The sequence below is a fragment of the Sphingobium sp. SJ10-10 genome, assembly GCF_036038995.2.
Lineage (GTDB): Bacteria > Pseudomonadota > Alphaproteobacteria > Sphingomonadales > Sphingomonadaceae > Sphingobium.
The window spans coordinates 185455-203584 of record NZ_CP158135.1 but is presented as its reverse complement, the minus strand read 5'-3'; the positions used below and the strand labels follow the sequence as shown (position 1 = coordinate 203584).

Genomic DNA, 18130 nt, shown 5'->3' with positions numbered 1-18130 from the left:
CTACTTCTTCGGGGTTGCCGGCGTCGGCTGCGCGGCATCGCTCAGCTTGCCCAGGACCTGGAGATAGGCGACCAGCGCATCCATCTCCGAAATCGTGCCGTTGTCGCCATCGAACGAGCGGATCTGGGTTGCACTGCCGTAACGCTTCACAAGAGCCGCCGTATCGTCGTCAGGTGATGCTTGAGCCACCGCGTCCGCCGGCGCGTTCGCGATCATGTCATCGGTATAGGGGACTCCGACGTCCCGGAGCGCACGCAGATCATCGCCCAGATACTTGGTTTGCAACTCGCGCTCACGCAGCCAGCTGTAACGCGGCATGATAGACTGCGGCACGACATCGCGCGGATTGTTGAGGTGCGCGGTATGCCATTGATCCGAATATTTCCCGCCGATCCGCGCGAGATCGGGGCCCGTGCGCTTGGACCCCCAAAGCATCGGATGATCGTATTTGGACTCGACCGCGAGCGAATAGGGACCATAGCGCTCCACCTCGTCCTGGAGCGTGCGCACCATTTGCGAATGACAGGCGTAGCAGCCTTCACGAATATATATATTGCGGCCAGCGAGCTCGAGCGGTGTGTAGACGCGCATCTTGGGATCACTCTCGACCGTCTCGTCGATCGTGAAGAGCGGTGCGATCTCGATCAGCCCGCCAATGCTCGCGACGATCATGATCGCGACGGCCAGCACGACCGATTTGCGTTCGATGCGGTAATGGGTTCCGAACATCGGCGCTTATTCCGCAGGCTGGAGGCTGGCGGGCAGGGGAGTGTCGCCTGACGTCGCTGGCGCGCCGGACGGGCGGCGGATTGTCATCCAGATGTTGTAGCAGCCGACGAGGGCGCCGATCAGGAAAAGCAGCCCACCTATTGCTCTGGCCACGTAATAGGGATGCATGGCCACCATGCTATCGAGGAATGAATATGTAAGCGTGCCACTATCATTATAGGTGCGCCACATCAGGCCCTGGATGATGCCCGAGTTCCACATCGCGAAAACGTAAATGAGCGTTCCAGACAGCGCGAGCCAGAAATGGACCTCGACGAGTGCGGGAGAATACATGCGCTCGCGCTTCCACAGCCAGGGGACGACTGCATAGATCGAGCCGAACGTAATAAGCGCGACCCAGCCCATGGCGCCGGCGTGGACGTGTCCGATCGTCCAGTCGGTGTAGTGCGATAGCGCATTGACCGAGCGGATCGCCATGAACGAACCCTCGAATGTCGAGAGCCCATAGAAGATCGCGGCCATCATCATGAAGCGCAGCGTCGCGTCGTCGCGCACTTTGTCCCAGGCGCCGTTGAGCGTCAAAAGCGCATTCGCGGCCGCGATCCATGACGGCACCAGCAGCATGACCGAAAAGGTCATCCCCAGCGTCTGCACCCATTGCGGCAAGGCGGTGTAGTGGAGATGGTGCGAACCCGCCCACATGTAGAAAAAGGTGATACCCCAAAAACCGATGATCGACATCCGATACGAGTAGATCGGCCGCTCGGCACGCTTGGGCAGATAGTAGTACATCATGCCCAGGAAGCCGGCGGTCAGGAAGAAGGCGACGGCATTGTGGCCGTACCACCACTGGGTCATCGCGTCCTGGACGCCCGAGAACAGCGAATAGCTCTTGGCGCCGCCGAACGAGGCCGGGACCGCGAGATTGTTCACGACATGGAGGATCGCCACGACGAGGATGAACGCCAGATAGTACCAGTTGGCGACATAGATATGCGGTTCCTTCCGCCTCGCGAGCGTGCGTAGATAGAGCACGAGGTAAGTCACCCAGACGATGACCAGCCAGATGTCGGCATACCATTCGGGCTCGGCATATTCCTTCGATTGGGTAATGCCCAAGAAGTAGCCGGAAACGGCCAGCAGGCAGAAAAGGTTGTACCCGATGAGCACGAACCAGGGGCTGAATTGATCGGGCATGCGCGCGCGCGAGGTACGCTGCATCACGTGAAAAGACGTCGCAATCAGAGCATTGCCGCCGAACCCGAATATGACCCCTGTGGTGTGCGCAGGCCGCAAACGTCCGAAACTTGACCAGGCGCTATCAAACGTGAAATCGGGGAATGCCAACAGCCACGCGACCCAATCGCCAATGAACATGCCGAACACGGCCCAGCACATGGCAAGAACAATGCCCGCCTTACTGGGGTCGTCGTAGTAGCTTTGTAGACGGGTCGGGGCAGGTTCAGGGTCATAGAAGCCCTTGAGCACGAAGCAAAGAACGACGAGGCTGAAGCCCATCACGAGAAAACCATGCGTTTCCATGGGATCTGCGCGGCTCGCGCCGGCTGCAGCCATCGCCAGTCCGACGAAAGCCAGGATTACGAGTATCGCCATGCTCCACTGGCGCTCGTTTACAGTCAGCCCTGATACCACGCTCCGAGTCCCTCCCTCCGGCAGGTGGCGTACTCGTAGCATTAAAGAGGTATTGTTCATACCTCTATTGTTGGCGGCAGTTACCATTGCGCTGCGCTCGATCTGCGTCGCATGGCGGAAACACCAATGAGGGTCCGGGCTGGCTGGCGCGCCTGCCATTGGCAGTCCAGGACAGCGCGTAGCGCAAGCGGCCCTTGGCCGCGCCGATGCCCTAGAGAACGTCGCGAGAGCGCAGCCTCCCGATATTGAGATTGGCGGGCGTGCGATCGACCATGGCCTGCGCTCCAGCTCCGCAGGGAACAGGTTGGACAACCCATAGCGCCGCGAGAAGCAGCATAGCGGAGCCTCTCCGAAGACGATCCTTCATTGCTATGCACAACGCGCGAATTGGCTGTACCGAAATTGATCGCGATCTCGGGCCGACTCCATGACCAGATCGACACTATTCGATCGGAATTACCGATCACAAAAGCGCATTTAATCGACTTCGCTGCAGAGTCCGGGTCAGCTATAACGCTTCGGTCGAAAGCAAAACAGAGGATGGATGATGTCTGAAGATACCCCCAACCGCAGTAAGTGTCCGGTCACCCACCTGACCACAGCATTTGGCGCGCCGGTCGTGGATAACCAGAATTCGCTGACCGCGGGCCCCCGCGGGCCGCTGCTAATGCAGGACGTCTGGCTGCTCGAAAAGCTCGCGAATCTAAACCGCGAGATCATTCCCGAACGACGCATGCACGCCAAGGGCTCGGGCGCGTTCGGCACGTTCACTGTGACGGGAGACATCACCCGCTACACCCGCGCCAGGATCTTCAGCGAAGTCGGCAAGAAGACCGACATGTTCGCGCGCTTCACCACGGTGGCGGGCGAACGCGGCGCCGCCGATGCCGAGCGCGACATTCGCGGCTTCGCGCTGAAGTTTTACACCGAAGAAGGCAACTGGGACATGGTCGGCAACAACACGCCGGTCTTCTTCCTGCGCGATTCGCGCAAGTTCCCCGATCTCAACAAGGCGGTGAAGCGCGATCCGCGCACCAACATGCGTTCGGCGACGAACAACTGGGACTTCTGGACGCTGTTGCCCGAAGCGCTGCACCAGGTGACGATCGTGATGTCCGATCGCGGCATTCCCAAGTCCTATCGCCACATGCACGGCTTCGGCTCGCACACTTACAGCTTCTATAACGACGCGGGCGAGCGGTATTGGGTGAAGTTCCACTTCAAGACCCAGCAGGGCATCGAAAACCTGACCGATGACGAAGCGGGCAAGCTGGTCGGCGGCGATCGCGAAAGCCACCAGCGCGACCTTTACGAAGCGATCGAGCGCGGCGATTTTCCCAAGTGGAAGATGTACATCCAGGTCATGCCCGAGCTGGAGGCCGAGACTTATCCCGTCCACCCGTTCGACCTGACCAAGGTGTGGTACAAGTCCGATTACCCGCTGATCGAGGTGGGGGAGTTCGAACTGAACCGCAACCCGGAGAACTTCTTCCAGGATGTCGAGCAGAGCGCGTTCGCGCCGTCGAACCTGGTGCCCGGTATCGGCGTGTCGCCCGACAAGATGCTGCAATCGCGCCTGTTCGCCTATTCGGACGCGCAGCGTTACCGGCTGGGAGTGAACCACCACCAGATTCCGGTGAACGCGCCGCGTTGCCCGGTCTATTCGAACCACCGCGACGGGCAGGGCCGGATGGACGGCAATTATGGCGGGCTGCCGCATTATCAGCCGAACAGCTTTGGCCAGTGGGTCGATCAGCCCGAATTTCGCGAACCGCCGCTGAAGATCGACGGCAACGCCGACTTCTGGAATTTCCGCGAGGATGACGATGATTATTTCACCCAGCCGCGCAAGCTCTTCCAGCTGATGAGCCCGGCGCAGCAGCAGGTCTTGTTCGATAACACGGCCAGCGCGATGGGTGATGCGCCGGATTTCATCAAGCAGCGCCATATAGACAACTGCACGCGCTGCGACCCGGCTTATGGCGCGGGCGTGGCCAAGGCTCTGGACATGATGGCGAAGCCCCCGGCGGAACTTTCGTCCAAGCCCGAGCTCGCCGACTGACGGTGAGGGGCGCAGGCTCCCCCGCCCGGTGCGGGGGAGCCGATCGTGATGCGATAGCGCCGCGAAGGGCTTCCTCGACGATATCAAGCAGTCGACGGAGGATAAGAGCGTGCTATTTCGGATGGAAGGCGCCGCAGCATGATCGTCACCAGCGGGAGGCGGCGAAGGCGCCAGCGAGGCCGAGTACCCCGCCTGCCTTGCAACGCCGCCTCTCGGTACGGCTACGACCTAATCCGGATCGGCAATTTCGAAATTACCAGGGTTGGCCGGGCACCACTTTAGGTTCTCTACGGCCAGCCAGTAACACCGCAAAGCCGGCGACCCCGGCGAACAGAGAACCGAGCAAAACGCCGATCTTTGCCTCTGTCTGAAGCAATGCGTCACCCGGATAGGCGAGGGGCGTGATAAAGAAGCTCATCGTGAAACCGATGCCGCAGAGCAGGGCGATTCCCAACAGCTGACTCGGCCGTGCGTGCGACGGCATCTTTGCAAGTTTGAGCCGGATCGCCAACAGCGCAAAGCCGAACACACCAACCGTCTTGCCTCCTAACAAACCTAAGCCAACGCCGAGGGTCACCGGCGCTGCAAACGCTGCAGCAGGAAGCCCTAGGATTGGCACTCCAGCGTTGGCGAACCCGAAGATCGGCAGGATCAGGAAGCTGACCGGCCGATGCAACAGGTGCTCTAGCCGGTGGAGCGGGCTATGGATTTCGTCTTCAAGGGTGCCCGGGCTGGTCCGCAACGGGATAATCAGCGCCAGGACGATGCCCGCGATTGTCGCATGAATGCCCGAGCGCAGCACGAAGAACCACAGCACCAGACCGAGGAGAAGATAAGGTGTCAGCCGCACCACACGGAAGCGGTTCATCGCGTAGAGTGCGCAAGTGATGGTCGCGGCACCCAGCAGATAGGAGAGGTTTAGTTCGGCGGTGTAGAACACAGCGATGATCATCACGGCGGCGAGATCGTCGAGGATTGCCAGCGCGGAGAGGAATATCCGGAGTGATGCCGGCACCCTTTTACTGAGCAGCGACAGCACGCCGAGTGCGAAGGCGATGTCGGTCGCTGCCGGGATCGCCCACCCGCGAGCGGTCGCCCCGCTATTGAATCCGAGGAAGATCAGAGCGGGCACCGTCATGCCGCCAGCGGCTGCGATGCCGGGTAGGATGCGCCGCGACCAGGTCGAAAGCTGCCCGTCTAGCATCTCGCGCTTTATCTCGAGCCCGACCAGCAGGAAGAAAATCGCCATAAGGCCGTCATTGACCCAATGCTTGACCGATAGCGGGCCGAGATGACTACGCAGGATTTGCTCGTAGCCACTGTGTAACGACGAGTTGGCGACGAGCAGCGTGAGCAGGGCAGTCGCCAGCAGGATGAGACCGGCGGAGGATTGATGGGTTAGGAATTGGCGCAACGCGCTAGGGCTGACGAAATTCTTGAGGGCCAAGGTTTACTCCGGGTGCAATTGCTCATCGTTGGCGGCCCGACCAGCGTATTAACCTGCCATGCACTCTCAACGAGCGCGGCACCCGCTACTCCTATCGCATTGCGAACGCCGCTCGACAACCGTGATCGGCGCTATGCAATGGCCTAATGTCCGCGAACTGTCGGGTTTTTGGAACCCAAACGGCGGTCCCCGAAAATCGCGTGTCGCCAACGCAACCCTATTCGACCGGCATGCCGGCAATCGGCAACCCGCGCTCATGCGCGACAAAGCTGCCGGGCTCTAATCGCTGCGGGTCGTGTTCAACGCTCTTCGGCTACTCGTTTATCGCGAACGGTCGGCGCATTTCCAAACAGGCTCTACGATATCTGAAAGAGCGCGTCTCAGACCGACAAAGGTGCAAAGGGCGCCGTCACAGATTTGGAGCATTGTGCTTTCCAGTAGGGTGCCTTCCGTAAGGCAATGACATTGGGCGATGGACTGATCCTCATGCACGACATACTTTGAGAAAAATTCCTGTCTTCCAATTTTCTCAACGTTCAACAGGTGACAATCGGATTTGCGGATCATGCCCGGGCCGCCGTCGAAGGCTGGCATAGCCCCAGCCGACCGCCACGATCAGGGGCAGGACGCCGGCGAACATGAAGATAAGATCGCCCGGCATGCGCAGCCATTCCAGCAGACGCGGCAGCGGTGCGCCCGTAAAGTTCAGTTCACGCGCATACCAATAACCATTCTCGATCACGGCATGCAATTGAAGCAGGCCGCCCGGCAATAGGCTGAGCAGGATCATCAGCGCGAGGCCGATATTCAATCCCCAGAAGGCAATGGCGATCAATCTTGAGATTTTGGACCAAACCTCTTCCTCGATCGCTTCGCGCAGGACGAACACCATGAGGGCGATGCCGAGCATGCCAAACACGCCCATCAGTGCGGCATGGCCATGGTTGGGCGTCAGGATCGTCCCCACTTCATAGTAACTCACGATCGGCGTGTTGATGAGAAAGCCGAACACGCCGGCGCCAAGAAAATTCCAGAAACCGACCGCCATGATGAACATGAAGGTCCAGCGATGGCGTTCAACGACGGAATCCTGTCCTTTCGTCGTGCGGACGAATGACCAGGCATCGAGCGTGATCATCGTCAAGGGCACCACTTCAAGCGCCGAGAAGACGGCCGAGAGCGCCATGTTGGCTTCGGTCTGGCCGGTCCAGTACCAATGGTGGCCAGTGCCGATCAGGCCGCCACCGAAATAGAGAATGGCGTCGAGATAAATGGTCCGCAGCGCCGTCAGACGATGCACGAGCCCCATCTTGTAAAACAGGATCGCGACGATGACGGTGACGAAGAATTCAAAAAAGCCCTCAACCCACAGATGAATGATCCAGAAGCGCCAGGCATCGACGATCGTGAAATTGGTTTCGGACCCGAAGAACAGCGCCGGCAGGTAGAACATCGGAATGGCGAAGCCGGCCAGCAGGAAGAAGCGGGCGAGCGACTTGTGCTCGGGGTCGCGCAGCGCGGGCGCCACCGCCCGCCACAAGAGAACGAACCAGATGCACAGCCCAACGATCAGCAGCAATTGCCAGAACCGGCCGAGTTCGAGATACTCCCAACCCTGGTTGCCGAACCAGAACCACGAAAGCGGCAGCCATTGCAGGATTCCCGCCCATTCGCCCAGCATGCTGCCCACGATGACGATCGCGAAGGCGACGAACAGCACGTGAATGGCGAGACGCTGCCGCGGCGGCGTCTTTCCACCGAGCAGTTCCGCGACGAACAGCGCACCCGCAACGAAGCTGGTGGCGATCCAGAACAGCGCCGATTGCAGGTGCCAGGTCCGCATCAGGTTGCTGGGAAACCAGGAGGCGAGGTCAAAACCGTAGAAATCCCCTGGATCCGCCCGGTAATGCGCGATCGCCGCGCCGAAGAAGACTTGGCCGAGCAGAAGAAGGGCGGCCACGCCCATATATTTGACCGTGGCGCGCTGTGCGTCGCTGATGACCCAGTTTTGCATGGACGCAGGTGTTCCGTGCCAGCCCAGATAGTCGAACCGGCCGAAGGCAAGCAGCGCCAGCGCCGTGCCGCCGAGCAAGGCGATAAAGCTGAGCGCGCTCCAGATCAGCGCCGCGCCGGTCGGGCGATTGCCCGCAAGCGGATCATAGGGGAAATTGTTGGTATAGGAGTGACCGGTTCCTGGCCGCTCGGCGACTGAGCCCCAGGCCGCCCAGCCGAAGAAAGCGGTCAACTGGCGAAGCTCGCTCTTGTCGGTGATGAGGCTGGGAGCCAGACCGCCGTTGCGTTCCGGATGCTCGAAATAGCTGGCCCAGCGGCTCTGCTGCTGATCGAAGGCGGTGACGCCGGCAGGGAGCAGGGTGAGGGTGGCCGTTGCTGGATCGTAACGGTTGACGCGCAGTTGCAGCGCCACCTCACCATCGATGGCGGCACGATCGGCCAGGGTTAGTGCTACATAGGCTTTGCCGAAGCGGGTCTCGGCGCGTTCCTCCGCGACGGCGAGTGCCCAGGCATGAAGATAGGATGCGCTGAAATCCGGTCCAAGATAGCCACCATGCCCCCAGATGGAGCCATTGTTCATCAGGCCGTATTTGAGGAATACCTGCTGGCCGGCGCGGATATCAGCTCCAGTGAAAACGACTTGTCCGCGTGAGTCCACGACATGTTCGGGGACAGGCGGGGCGTTCGTATAGGTCTTCACCATCAGCAGGCCGAGCACGCCAAAGCCCAGTACCATGGTGAGAATCACGGCCCGGCGCCACCAATGCGACAGATTTTCGACAGGCTCCGTTCTTGTCATCGCTGGCATGCCCTCCGTCCCGTGTGCTCAGTTGGCTCGGTTCACTGTGCGAACAGGATCGTCAGCAACAAGGATGCGTCCTCAATGCCTCTCAGCCGGTGGCTTGCGCCGCCATCCAGGTAAATCCAGTCGCCGGCGGAAAGCTCGCATTCGGTGTCAGCGATACCAAGCGTGATCCGGCCTTCCAGACAATGGAGCGTGATGTCCCCGGTGACTTCGTGCGCTGGTATTTCCCTGCCGGAAGGGATGACGAGACGGATCGCCTCGAAGCTCTTTGTCTTGACGATTGCGGTCGTTTGCTGGCTCGGAAAATCTTTGCCGAATGGCCGCAAGTCCACGATCTCACCTGCCTGGGCGTGGCGCTGTGCCATAGGCCGCATCCTTTCACCGTCTTTTCAGAAATTTGGCTCATCGAGAATATTGAATCAACCAAAACATTGGTTGGGTCAGCCATAACGATTATTGTTCAATACTAGGCGCCGCGGCCAATCTCGACCGTTTGTCGTGTCTCAAAGGCAGGTTCGGCCGTGTATCGCGGTCGATTAATCGACACTCCTATTTTGTATGATGTTGGCAGATTATTTGCCGCTCGGTTCACCTCGTGCGCCATGATCCGATTTTGTGCGCTGCTACGGACGCATTGCTTCTGACAGCGCCAGGGATTGACGCCTGTTCGTCGTGCCGCTGTTCGTGGAGACCTATTTCGGCGATCAGTTATTGTGTTGCGCGACAGCGTTTCTATGGCTTCGGACTGACCTGTGGCTCAGGTCTCAGAATCCGCGCGGGTAGCGGCGATGGTGGACTCGGCGCCCATGCGCGTCCGACCCGCAGTGAAACGTTTTTCGGTCGCGGTAGGCGTCTCATCAGCGGAGCAACCCTCGAATTCGGGCTGCGCGGGACCAATGCGTCATGCGCTACCTCTCATGTTTGTAGACGATGACCGCCCGCGAACCGATGTCCGGTCGTCGGCTCCAGATCTCGAAAGCCTCGATGCCCGGTAGTGTGCGAGGCAATGCATCAAGGACCTGCTGCCAGTTCTCATGTTTCTCGCTGATCATGATCGTCCGCTCGCCATCCACGGAATCGATGGTCAACATGACGATAAAAATCGTTGAAGCGCTATAAGGCAGGCGTGCGACCGAAACCTGACGGACGGCGCTCCATGGTTCGGACCAGTGCATTGCACGATTGCCGAGCACGACGGTAAGCGGTGCCGCGGCCCCACCTTGCGGCCGTAAAGGGTAGTCCCGAGTCTGCGCCTCCTGATCAGGATGGAGGATGCTGGTGCTATGACGATGCCATGTGACGAAGCTGGCACCAGCAAGGTTCAGCGGTTCGAGGTTTTCACCGGCGCAGGACAGCGGCGGGACTGGCCGCCCGAAGTGAAGGCTGCGATCATCGCGGAGAGTTATTCCAAGCAGGAGACGGTCTGCGCCGTTGCTCGTCGGCACGGCCTTAGCCCATCGCAGTTGTTCACCTGGCGGCGGCAACTGCGCAAGCAGATGGAGGCTCGCGGCGTGACGCTGCCAGTGTCCCCCACGATGGCGCCTGCGTTTGTTCCGGCGATCATTGAAGAGCCACCGTCGATCGAGCCAGTTCCGGCAAAGCGTCCGTGCAAGCACCGGCCTGGCAGGGACAGCGCGGTCGAGCTGGAGATTGACGGCGTAGCGGTGAAGATCGGTCGCGGCGCGGATGCTGGCATTATCGCGGCGGTCATCGAAGCGCTCAGGGCGACGCGATGATCGGACCAGGAGTTGGTGCCCGCGTGATGGTGGCGACCCGCCCTGTGGACTTTCGCAAAGGGCCGGATGCCTTGGCTGCGTTGGTGAGCGCGCAATATGGCGGTGATGCATTTTCCGGCGTGATCTACGTCTTCCGGGCCAAGCGTGCCGACCGGATCAAGCTGATCTGGTGGGACGGAACCGGCCTGTGCCTGATGGCGAAGCGTCTGGAGCAAGGCGGCTTCAAGTGGCCCGGTATCCAGGACGGCGTGATGCGCCTTTCCGCCGCTCAACTTGGTGCGCTTCTGGAGGGATTGGACTGGCGCCGAGTCCATGGCGGCCGTCGACCGCAGGCTCCGCAGATTGCCGGTTGACGGGGCTTTTCGCTCCTGATTCACTGTCGCCATGCTCACGCAAGCGGACCTCCCCGACGACATTGACGCGCTTCGTGCGCTCGTCCTGGAGCAGTCCCGGATGCTGGCGGACGAGCGGGCCGCATCTGAGGTCCGACTGGCGGAGCTGAACGTCGCCAAGGGCGAAGCGGACGCCGAGATCGAGCGCCTTCAGTCGATCATCAAGGCCTTCATGCGGCATCGTTTCGGCAGCCGGTCCGAACAGCTCGATGCCGATCAGCTCCAGTTGGGACTGGAAGATGTCGAGACGGCGCTTGGGCATGCCCGCGCGGCCAGAGAAGCTATTGCGCCGCGTTCCCGCAGCGATCAGCCCCGCAAAACCAACCGCGGCTCATTGCCCGCGCACCTCGAGCGGATCGAACAGATTGTCGATATCGACGACAAGGCCTGCCCTTGCTGCAGGGGACCGCTCCACCAGATCGGCGAAGACGTCGCTGAGCGCCTGGACGTCGTGCCCACCACCTTCCGCGTGCTGGCGACACGCCGCCCGCGCTATGGCTGTCGCTCGTGCGAAGGCGCGATCGTCCAGACGCCTGCTCCGGCGCGGATAGTCGAAGGCGGGATCCCGACCGAAGCGTTGATCGCCCAGGTGCTGGTGTCGAAGTATGCCGATCATGTTCCGCTATACCGGCAGGCTCAGATCTATGCCCGGCAGGATATCAGGCTCGATCGCTCCACCCTGGCGGACTGGGTGGGCCGGGCAGCATGGTATCTGCGGCCGCTGCGCGACCGGACCCTTGAGGAGTTGCGGCGATCCGAGCGCCTGTTCGCAGACGAGACTACCGCGCCGGTGCTTGACCCAGGACGCGGCAGAACGAAGACCGGCCAGCTATGGGTCTATGCCCGCGATGATCGACCATGGGGTGGCGCAGGTCCGCCGATGGTCGCCTATGTCTATGCGGCAGACCGCAAGGCCGAGCGGCCCGACATCCACCTTGGAGACTTTGCAGGCATCCTGCAGGTCGATGGCTATGGCGGCTATATAGCTCTCGCCAAACGCCGCGGACAGCGACTCAGCCTCGCATTCTGCTGGTCCCATTATCCAGAGCATGGTTTTATCTGGGGCGACGCGATTCTGACGTCCGGGATCGGCGGGAAAGGTCAGTGTGGATCTCGTGATAAAATCATAGGGACCGCAGGTACGAAAGCAGATCCGGCTTTGGCTTCCAAGGCGTGGCCTTTGCGGGTTCGATACCGGCGTGCTTCCAAAAGTTCTGTAGCGCATCGCGCTTCATCTTCAGGTTCGTCGAGATATACCGGTTCGTGGTCGCGATGCTGGAATGACCGAGATAATCGCGGATCACGGTCACGTCGGTGCCCGACTGCAGGAGCGCGACGGCGCAGCTGTGGCGGAAAACGTGAGGAGTGATGCGGTCACGCGCCAGCCTGGGTCGATCCTGGACGACTGGCGAGGCATGCTTGGTAAGGATGTACGCGACTCCATCGCGGGTCAGCGGTTGGCCGTGGCGGTTCATGAAAACATGCTGCTGGCCCGCAGCGCCCGACAGGTTTTGCAGGCGCCGCAACGCGTCGGCCGTCTCGCGCCATAACGGAACGAGCCGCTCCTTGCGGCCCTTCCCACGCAATCGGGCCTGGTGCGGTGGCGTCAGTTGAAGGTCCTGCCACAGCAGGCCGGTTGCTTCGCTCACTCTGGCGCCGCAATTATAGAGGAAAAGCAGCAGCGTGTAATCGCGCCAGCCACTGCGGGTCCGCCGATCGGGATGGGCGATGATGGCCCGCACGTCGGTTGCTTCGAGGTAGGTTGCGGGCTTCTGCCTCGCCCGCTTCGACGGCAGCGCCAACACCTGCGTGTAACGGAGCGCATTGTCGAGATCGTTGCGCAAGAGGTGCTTGAAGAAGCTGCGAAGCGCGGCACGGCGGCAGTTGCGCGTCGCGGTGGAGTTGGATCTTCCGCCCTCGAGATGATCGAGGAACCCAGCGACGGTGTCGGCGTCGAGATCCTCCAGCACAAGCGCGGCGACCTCGCGGCCGCGCCGCTGGGCAACGAACTGAAACAGCAGCTTGAGCGTGTCGCGATAGGCGCGCGTCGTATGTGGGCTCGCGCCGCGCTGACGCGGCAGATAGTTGGAGAAGAACGACTCCACCAAAGCGAACAGCATCTGAGGTCCTGCCTTACTCATCGTGGCTGCCTGGCGTGTCGCATATGTTGTTCGAAGCGCGTGCTCGCGAGTTCCAGGAGTTGCGGCGTCGCCTTCAGATAGACCTCGGTGCCAATGACGTTCTGGTGCCCGAGATAGGCCGAAAGCCAGGGGAGCTTGGCGTGAATGTCAGCACCTTCCTCCGCCCATGCTGTCAGGCGGTGAACCGCGAACGCATGCCGAAACTCATATGGGCGCGCTCCGACGCGCCCCTGCGCAGGCTTAATATCGAGGCGGCGCAGGAGCTTGCGAATAGCGTCGGACGCCGCGTGGGTATGGAGTGGCGCGCCGTTGAGGCGAACGAACAGAGCTTCGCAATCCCCTTGACCACGATCGTGAAGCACCCGGCATCGATCATCGACATAGAGGCCAAGCTCTGCGACAAGATCGTCGCGCATGGGGACGATACGCGTACGCCGCTTGCTGTTGCGTATGAGCAAGGTCCCACGGTCGAGATCGACATCATCCATGGTCAGACGCACCGCCTCGCCGAGCCTGAGGCCGGTGCAGTAAAGCACGAGAATCAGCCTTCGCAGCATAGATGCCCATATGAAGCGGCCTTGGTGCGCTGACGCGGCGGCGAGAATGCAGCGGATCTCGTCGCGGCTGAAAATGTAAGGAAAGAACGTCGACTCCTTCACCGGCGCAAAGGCGTGCTCGGGCACATAGCTGGTGGGATCGCGACGACGGCGATGCAGGCAAAGTTGACGAATGACCCCGAACTCGTTGCCGAGCGTGACGGCCTTGCGGTCGGGCAAACGCCCACACCAGCGGCTAATCGCTTCGGCCAGCGAAATATCGACATCGTCGCCCCACTGGTCTTCGACGAAGCGAAGGAAGCGTTCGATCTCAAACTCGCCGCGTCGATAGGGATGGCCCATGGCGCGCTTGAACGCCAGGAAGCTCGCGGCGTCGTTCCTTAACTCTTCCAGGACGATGACGGTGGTCATGTCGGCACCGGCAATGCGATCTCGCGCAGGGACGCGGTGGCGATCCGCACATAGGCCGAGACCGACTCTGGATCCCGGTGACCAAGGAGATCCGATATCACTTGGGGCCGCGCACCCAGGTCTATCTGGCGCGCCGCGTGAGAATGTCGCAATACATGGCTGCCCAGAAATGGTGCATCGATCCCCGCGATCTTCGCATGCTTCATCACGATGTGGCGTATCGCGCTCGAAGCCGCGAATGGCTCCAGCGGCATCTTCATCTGCACGAAAAGATGGCGGGTGGGTGTATCAGCGGGCCGGCCGTGGCGTAGATACTCTGCCAGCGCCTTGGCGACGGGTGGCAACAGCGGCAGCGTGAATGCAACGCCCGTCTTTGGGCGAAGGACTGACAGTGTGCTATTATCCCAGTCGATATCCCGAAACTGCAAGCGGATGATCTCGCCGGCGCCAAAGCCATAGGTGCTCATCATCAGCAGGATCGCGTAGTCGCGAAGGCCCTGCGGACTTGATCTGTCCACGGCCATCAGGAGCCGCTTCACATTGTCCCAGGAAAGGGCGCGTCTCGGTCGCTCGTGCCGTCGTTGCACGGGCGCGATCACGGCCTCGCTGATATCGACCGGACTCTGTCCACTCCAGTGCAGGAAACGGGAAAAGCAGCGTACCGTGCAAGCAAGATCGCTCACATGCGATCGGGAATATCGCGCGGCGCGGCCAACCAGAAATGCATCGACATCGGTTATCTGCATCGAGTGCCAGTCCTTGCCGGCCTGAATCAAGTAATCCTGAAGCTTACCGATGTGGCCCAGCTTTTTGTGAACCGTCACCTCTGGATTACCGCGATGCTGGGTCAGATAGGCGGCATACTGCGCGAGCAACGGCGGCAGCAAAGCCTTCCCTGGACGAGGCGGTCGCCAGTCAGGTGGGGCAAGCCCCAAGCAATGATAGACACGGCTGAGCGACAGCAGGGCGCTGCTGGAAAGTCTGAGAGAAAGCGGGTCTAGCCCCCGTCGCTCCGCATACCAGTCTTTGAAGCGGCCAACGCGTTCAAGGGTCAACTCTTCTCGCTCGACCAGGCCGTGCAAGGCGCAATAGGTACGAAACTGCTGGATGCGGATCAGATAAACAATCGTTGTTCCTGCCCCAAGGCGCCGCTCGGCGCTCCAGATGCGGCGGATATCGTCGGGGGTGGGCGCGGCAGGGTCGGCTGCGGCGATATGATCGACATGTACGGGCATGGCTTTACCTCGATCGGCAAAGCGTAGCTGACGCTGAAAACGTGATCACGCCCCGCATCGTGTTGGCAAGAGCCATCGGCATCGCCGACACTGCCTATCCTCTGGATGGGTCGGAGTCCCAAGGGGGCCGGAATACAGTGCAACAGCTCCGGGGAAAGGGCTAGGCGGAGCGTCGCAAGGGCCGGAACGTCGCTCACCGGCAAGCCCGGCCTCGCCAGCCGGGGCGCCATCAATTTGACGGCGGCAACGGATCTGCGCACCGCGACAACGCGGCGGCGAAGCCAGCGCACCGCGCCTGGAAGGGAAATATCCGGGCCGCGCGCTGCGTCTGCGGCGGCTTCCATGCTTCGTTCCGACGCGGCTATCCCAACGATGCGATCGATCGCGGCAAGCGAACCGGGCAGGCGAGCGGCGAGAAAATCCGGGAGCAGGCTGAATGTTATGTGCCCCTGTGGGCAGTAGCAGCGAGCGATCCGTACACCCGGACTGGTCAGGCGCGCATAGCTACCGTGCCGCCGAAATGCACAGCCGCCGCTCGGATGGAGCGGGCAGCGCAACAGTCGCGCGCGCCGCCACTCCTGCGTGGCGACATAGTCCTCGATCGTCGACCTGGTACGCAATGGTATCTGCAACGTCGCCCCCCGCGCGGCGGCCCCCGACTGCGAGGTCGCTGCTTTTATCTGGAGCCCAGTGCGCCGAAATCTCCGGCAAGCCCGGATTATATCCCAAAACGCCCCAGATAAAACCATGCTCTGGATAATGCGCCTTATGTCGAGATCGACATAAGAGCCATGTTCGGCGCAAATTCTATGATCTAGCCGCCAGTTCGCCGGTCGCGGCCGAGATATTGCGTCGGATCGCCATGCTCTATGCCATCGAAGACGAGGTGCGCGGCTCGACCGCTGAACACCGCCGCCTTCAGCGCTCCGAACGCAGCCGCATCATCATCGAGGATCTCAAGCTCTATCTCGATGGCCGGCTCCGGCAGATCAGCGCCAAGAGCAAGCTGGCTGAAGCCATTCGCTATGCGACCACCCGCTGGGCTGGCCTCGTCCGCTTCATCGACGACGGCCGCATCGAACTCGACACCAACACCGTCGAGAGATCAATCCGCCCCTTGGCTTTGAACCGAAAGAACGCGCTCTTCGCCGGCTCCGACGAAGGCGGCGACAACTGGGCGGTCATCGCCACGCTCATCGAAAACTGCAAGCTGGGCGGCATCAATCCTCATGACTGGCTGACCCAGACCCTCAGCGCGCTCGCCAACGGCCATCCCGCCAATCGCGTTCATGAGCTCATGCCCTGGATCAACGTGGGCTGAGAACAGCGCTTACCCTTCTGGACTGCCGGGAGCACCTGCAACGGGGGGCGGGCCAGGCTGCACCGGCCCCGGACGATGCGCTTCGGCCACGTCAGGCTTGATGATGACACTATCGCTATCGATCACAACGGCGGCGTTGGCGGCGCGCTCGATCGCCAGACCCAGATAGGTGTCGTTTTTATCGTCCCACCGCTCCGCATAGCCAAACGGCCCGGGCAGCATTCCCGTAATGGCGGCCTGCACCGTCCCCCCAGGTCGTCCGGATTTTCCGGTCGCCGGTGTCCGAGCATTGTTCGAGGCGAGCGATATCCTTGAATACGTCGTATCGGTTGTTCGGCTCGCGCTGGTTAGCCCGCTTGAAAAATTTTAGCTCTATCGCGCACCGCCACTCCACGTCAGTGTCGGACGTGAGCTTGAACCAGATGTCCATTCGTCCGCGTTTAGTCCGGCCGCCCGTCAGGGGTTTTTCGAGCTCAATCGCAAACGTCTCTCGCGGGGCGACGATCGCCAAGTCCGCTACGGTCGCGATGATCCTGCCCAAGTGGAGCTGCAGCGTGGCTTCGCTTTCACATGCGATGCGCCCTCCGTGGATCTGAGCAAACAGGCGGGGGACAGCTATTTGAACAATTTCCCGCAATCTTCCGATCGACATACGGTCGCTTTCAAATTGCACGCAGCGCCAGCGCCGCTGCCTCAGTAATGGTGTATACTGCCTCGCGTTGAGCGCCGCGATTGTGGTGATCAACCCGGTAGCCCTGATAATGGCGCCGAAGGAGGCCTGCCCGGACGAGATCCGAGACCGCGCGACTGACATTGGTTCGTCCTGAACGGCGAACGCGCGTTCTCACTTCACGTTCGACGATCCGATCGGCCTCAGTTGGATCAGCAGGGAGCATGTTGCGTGATGCCAACGAAGACCGCACTTCTGCAACGATTGCGCGCCGGCGCGGGTCTCTCTGCGCCATCGGAACCAGCGAGTCACACAACCAGTCGCGCAGCAACGTACGCTGACCTCCATTGGTTACATATGGCCCCGCGCTGCCGCTATTACTTCCAGCCGCTTGTGCGATAAGGTTGAGCACCATGAAGGTGTATCGCGGACGCGGAGATATCCCTGCAATCCGCTCGATAACGGCCGGCAGGTCGAGTGAGTCTTGGCCATGCTCGCTGTGCGATGGCTCGATAGCATCGAAAAGATCTGGCTGGTGGAACATAGAGCGAATCTAGCAGCGCGGGCGACAATGTGAATCCCTCTCGATTCGCGCTCTCACATTTTTCGTCAGTGACACTTTACCAGTCCAGACTGGTAAAGTGTCACTGACGAATATATCAGGAAGAATTGAATCCTGACGGCTCAGCTCAGCCAAGTGTTAGCGGGTCGCAATAGTCCTGGTATCCGGTGAGATCGGCGACGTCCGCATCGTTGAAGCTTACGATTCTCCGAACGCTCGAGGCGGCCAAAGGCTTGAGCGGTCATGCGCCACACCAACATAGGGCCGCTTGGCGCGCCACGCACAGTGCTGGGCCGCGACATGGATTTCTAATCCCAGATTATCCGTGAAATCGGCGATTGGTATTGCCGCCTCGACGACGGAGGGATCGGTGAGCCGATCGTCCAAGACAGCGCG

Annotated in this window: 13 protein-coding genes and 3 pseudogenes; 5 read left to right on the top strand and 11 right to left on the bottom strand. The window is 60.9% G+C overall.

Annotated features, from left to right (window positions below; genetic code table 11):
• Positions 1-729, bottom strand: a complete 729-nt coding sequence (gene ccoO, locus VVT58_RS22910) for a cytochrome-c oxidase, cbb3-type subunit II (RefSeq protein WP_066564383.1) — start codon at positions 727-729, stop codon at positions 1-3.
• A 6-nt stretch (positions 730-735) separates the two neighbouring features.
• Entirely contained in the window at positions 736-2343 is a 1608-nt protein-coding gene (gene ccoN / locus VVT58_RS22905; RefSeq protein WP_082749232.1) for a cytochrome-c oxidase, cbb3-type subunit I, read from the bottom strand.
• A 586-nt stretch (positions 2344-2929) separates the two neighbouring features.
• Between ccoN and VVT58_RS22900 the strand changes: the two genes are divergently transcribed.
• Positions 2930-4444, top strand: a complete 1515-nt coding sequence (locus VVT58_RS22900; protein WP_066564758.1) for a catalase — start codon at positions 2930-2932, stop codon at positions 4442-4444.
• A 253-nt stretch (positions 4445-4697) separates the two neighbouring features.
• Here VVT58_RS22900 and nhaA read toward each other — a convergent pair whose 3' ends face one another.
• The 4 genes from nhaA to VVT58_RS22880 form a co-directional block, all read right to left on the bottom strand.
• Positions 4698-5891 carry a Na+/H+ antiporter NhaA gene (nhaA, locus tag VVT58_RS22895; RefSeq protein ID WP_066564393.1) on the bottom strand — a complete coding sequence of 398 codons (1194 nt, stop codon included), beginning with the start codon at positions 5889-5891 and terminating at the stop codon, positions 4698-4700.
• 529 nt (positions 5892-6420) lie between these two features.
• Positions 6421-8703: a nitric-oxide reductase large subunit gene (locus tag VVT58_RS22890; protein WP_066564396.1), complete on the bottom strand. Its 2283-nt coding sequence runs from the start codon at positions 8701-8703 to the stop codon at positions 6421-6423.
• Between the two features lie 41 nt (positions 8704-8744).
• Positions 8745-9074 (bottom strand): cupin domain-containing protein, encoded by a 330-nt coding sequence (locus VVT58_RS22885; protein ID WP_066564400.1) that lies wholly within the window; start codon positions 9072-9074, stop codon positions 8745-8747.
• 543 nt (positions 9075-9617) lie between these two features.
• Positions 9618-9800: a hypothetical protein gene (locus tag VVT58_RS22880; RefSeq protein ID WP_352000179.1), complete on the bottom strand. Its 183-nt coding sequence runs from the start codon at positions 9798-9800 to the stop codon at positions 9618-9620.
• Between the two features lie 192 nt (positions 9801-9992).
• Between VVT58_RS22880 and tnpA the strand changes: the two genes are divergently transcribed.
• The 3 genes and pseudogenes from tnpA to tnpC form a co-directional block, all read left to right on the top strand.
• Positions 9993-10445, top strand: a complete 453-nt coding sequence (tnpA, locus tag VVT58_RS22875; protein ID WP_352000123.1) for an IS66-like element accessory protein TnpA — start codon at positions 9993-9995, stop codon at positions 10443-10445.
• Positions 10442-10798: an IS66 family insertion sequence element accessory protein TnpB gene (tnpB, locus tag VVT58_RS22870; RefSeq protein ID WP_037462191.1), complete on the top strand. Its 357-nt coding sequence runs from the start codon at positions 10442-10444 to the stop codon at positions 10796-10798. Before tnpA ends, tnpB begins: the two co-directional genes overlap by 4 nt.
• Before the next feature lie 100 nt (positions 10799-10898).
• Positions 10899-11876 (top strand): annotated as a pseudogene (gene tnpC, locus VVT58_RS22865) (IS66 family transposase); the annotation flags it as partial.
• Between the two features lie 85 nt (positions 11877-11961).
• Here the strand turns inward: tnpC and VVT58_RS22860 are convergent.
• Genes VVT58_RS22860 through VVT58_RS22850 form a run of 3 tightly spaced genes read right to left on the bottom strand, consistent with a single transcriptional unit; the run spans position 11962 to position 15181 of the window.
• Positions 11962-12978, bottom strand: a complete 1017-nt coding sequence (locus tag VVT58_RS22860; protein ID WP_066563385.1) for a site-specific integrase — start codon at positions 12976-12978, stop codon at positions 11962-11964.
• Complete coding sequence (locus tag VVT58_RS22855; RefSeq protein ID WP_066563387.1) at positions 12975-13946, bottom strand: tyrosine-type recombinase/integrase; 972 nt, start codon at positions 13944-13946, stop codon at positions 12975-12977. Before VVT58_RS22855 ends, VVT58_RS22860 begins: the two co-directional genes overlap by 4 nt.
• Positions 13943-15181, bottom strand: a complete 1239-nt coding sequence (locus VVT58_RS22850) for a site-specific integrase (protein ID WP_327754311.1) — start codon at positions 15179-15181, stop codon at positions 13943-13945. The genes VVT58_RS22855 and VVT58_RS22850 overlap by 4 nt, the downstream gene beginning before the upstream one ends.
• Positions 15182-15968: 787 nt before the next feature.
• On the opposite strand from VVT58_RS22850, the pseudogene VVT58_RS22845 reads away from it, so the two are divergent.
• Positions 15969-16502, top strand: a pseudogene (locus tag VVT58_RS22845) (transposase); the annotation flags it as partial.
• 18 nt (positions 16503-16520) lie between these two features.
• On the opposite strand, the pseudogene VVT58_RS22840 reads toward VVT58_RS22845, so the two are convergent.
• Positions 16521-16745 (bottom strand): annotated as a pseudogene (locus tag VVT58_RS22840) (hypothetical protein); the annotation flags it as partial.
• A 419-nt stretch (positions 16746-17164) separates the two neighbouring features.
• Entirely contained in the window at positions 17165-17716 is a 552-nt protein-coding gene (locus VVT58_RS22835) for a hypothetical protein (RefSeq protein WP_082749231.1), read from the bottom strand.
• Positions 17717-18130 lie beyond the last annotated feature (414 nt).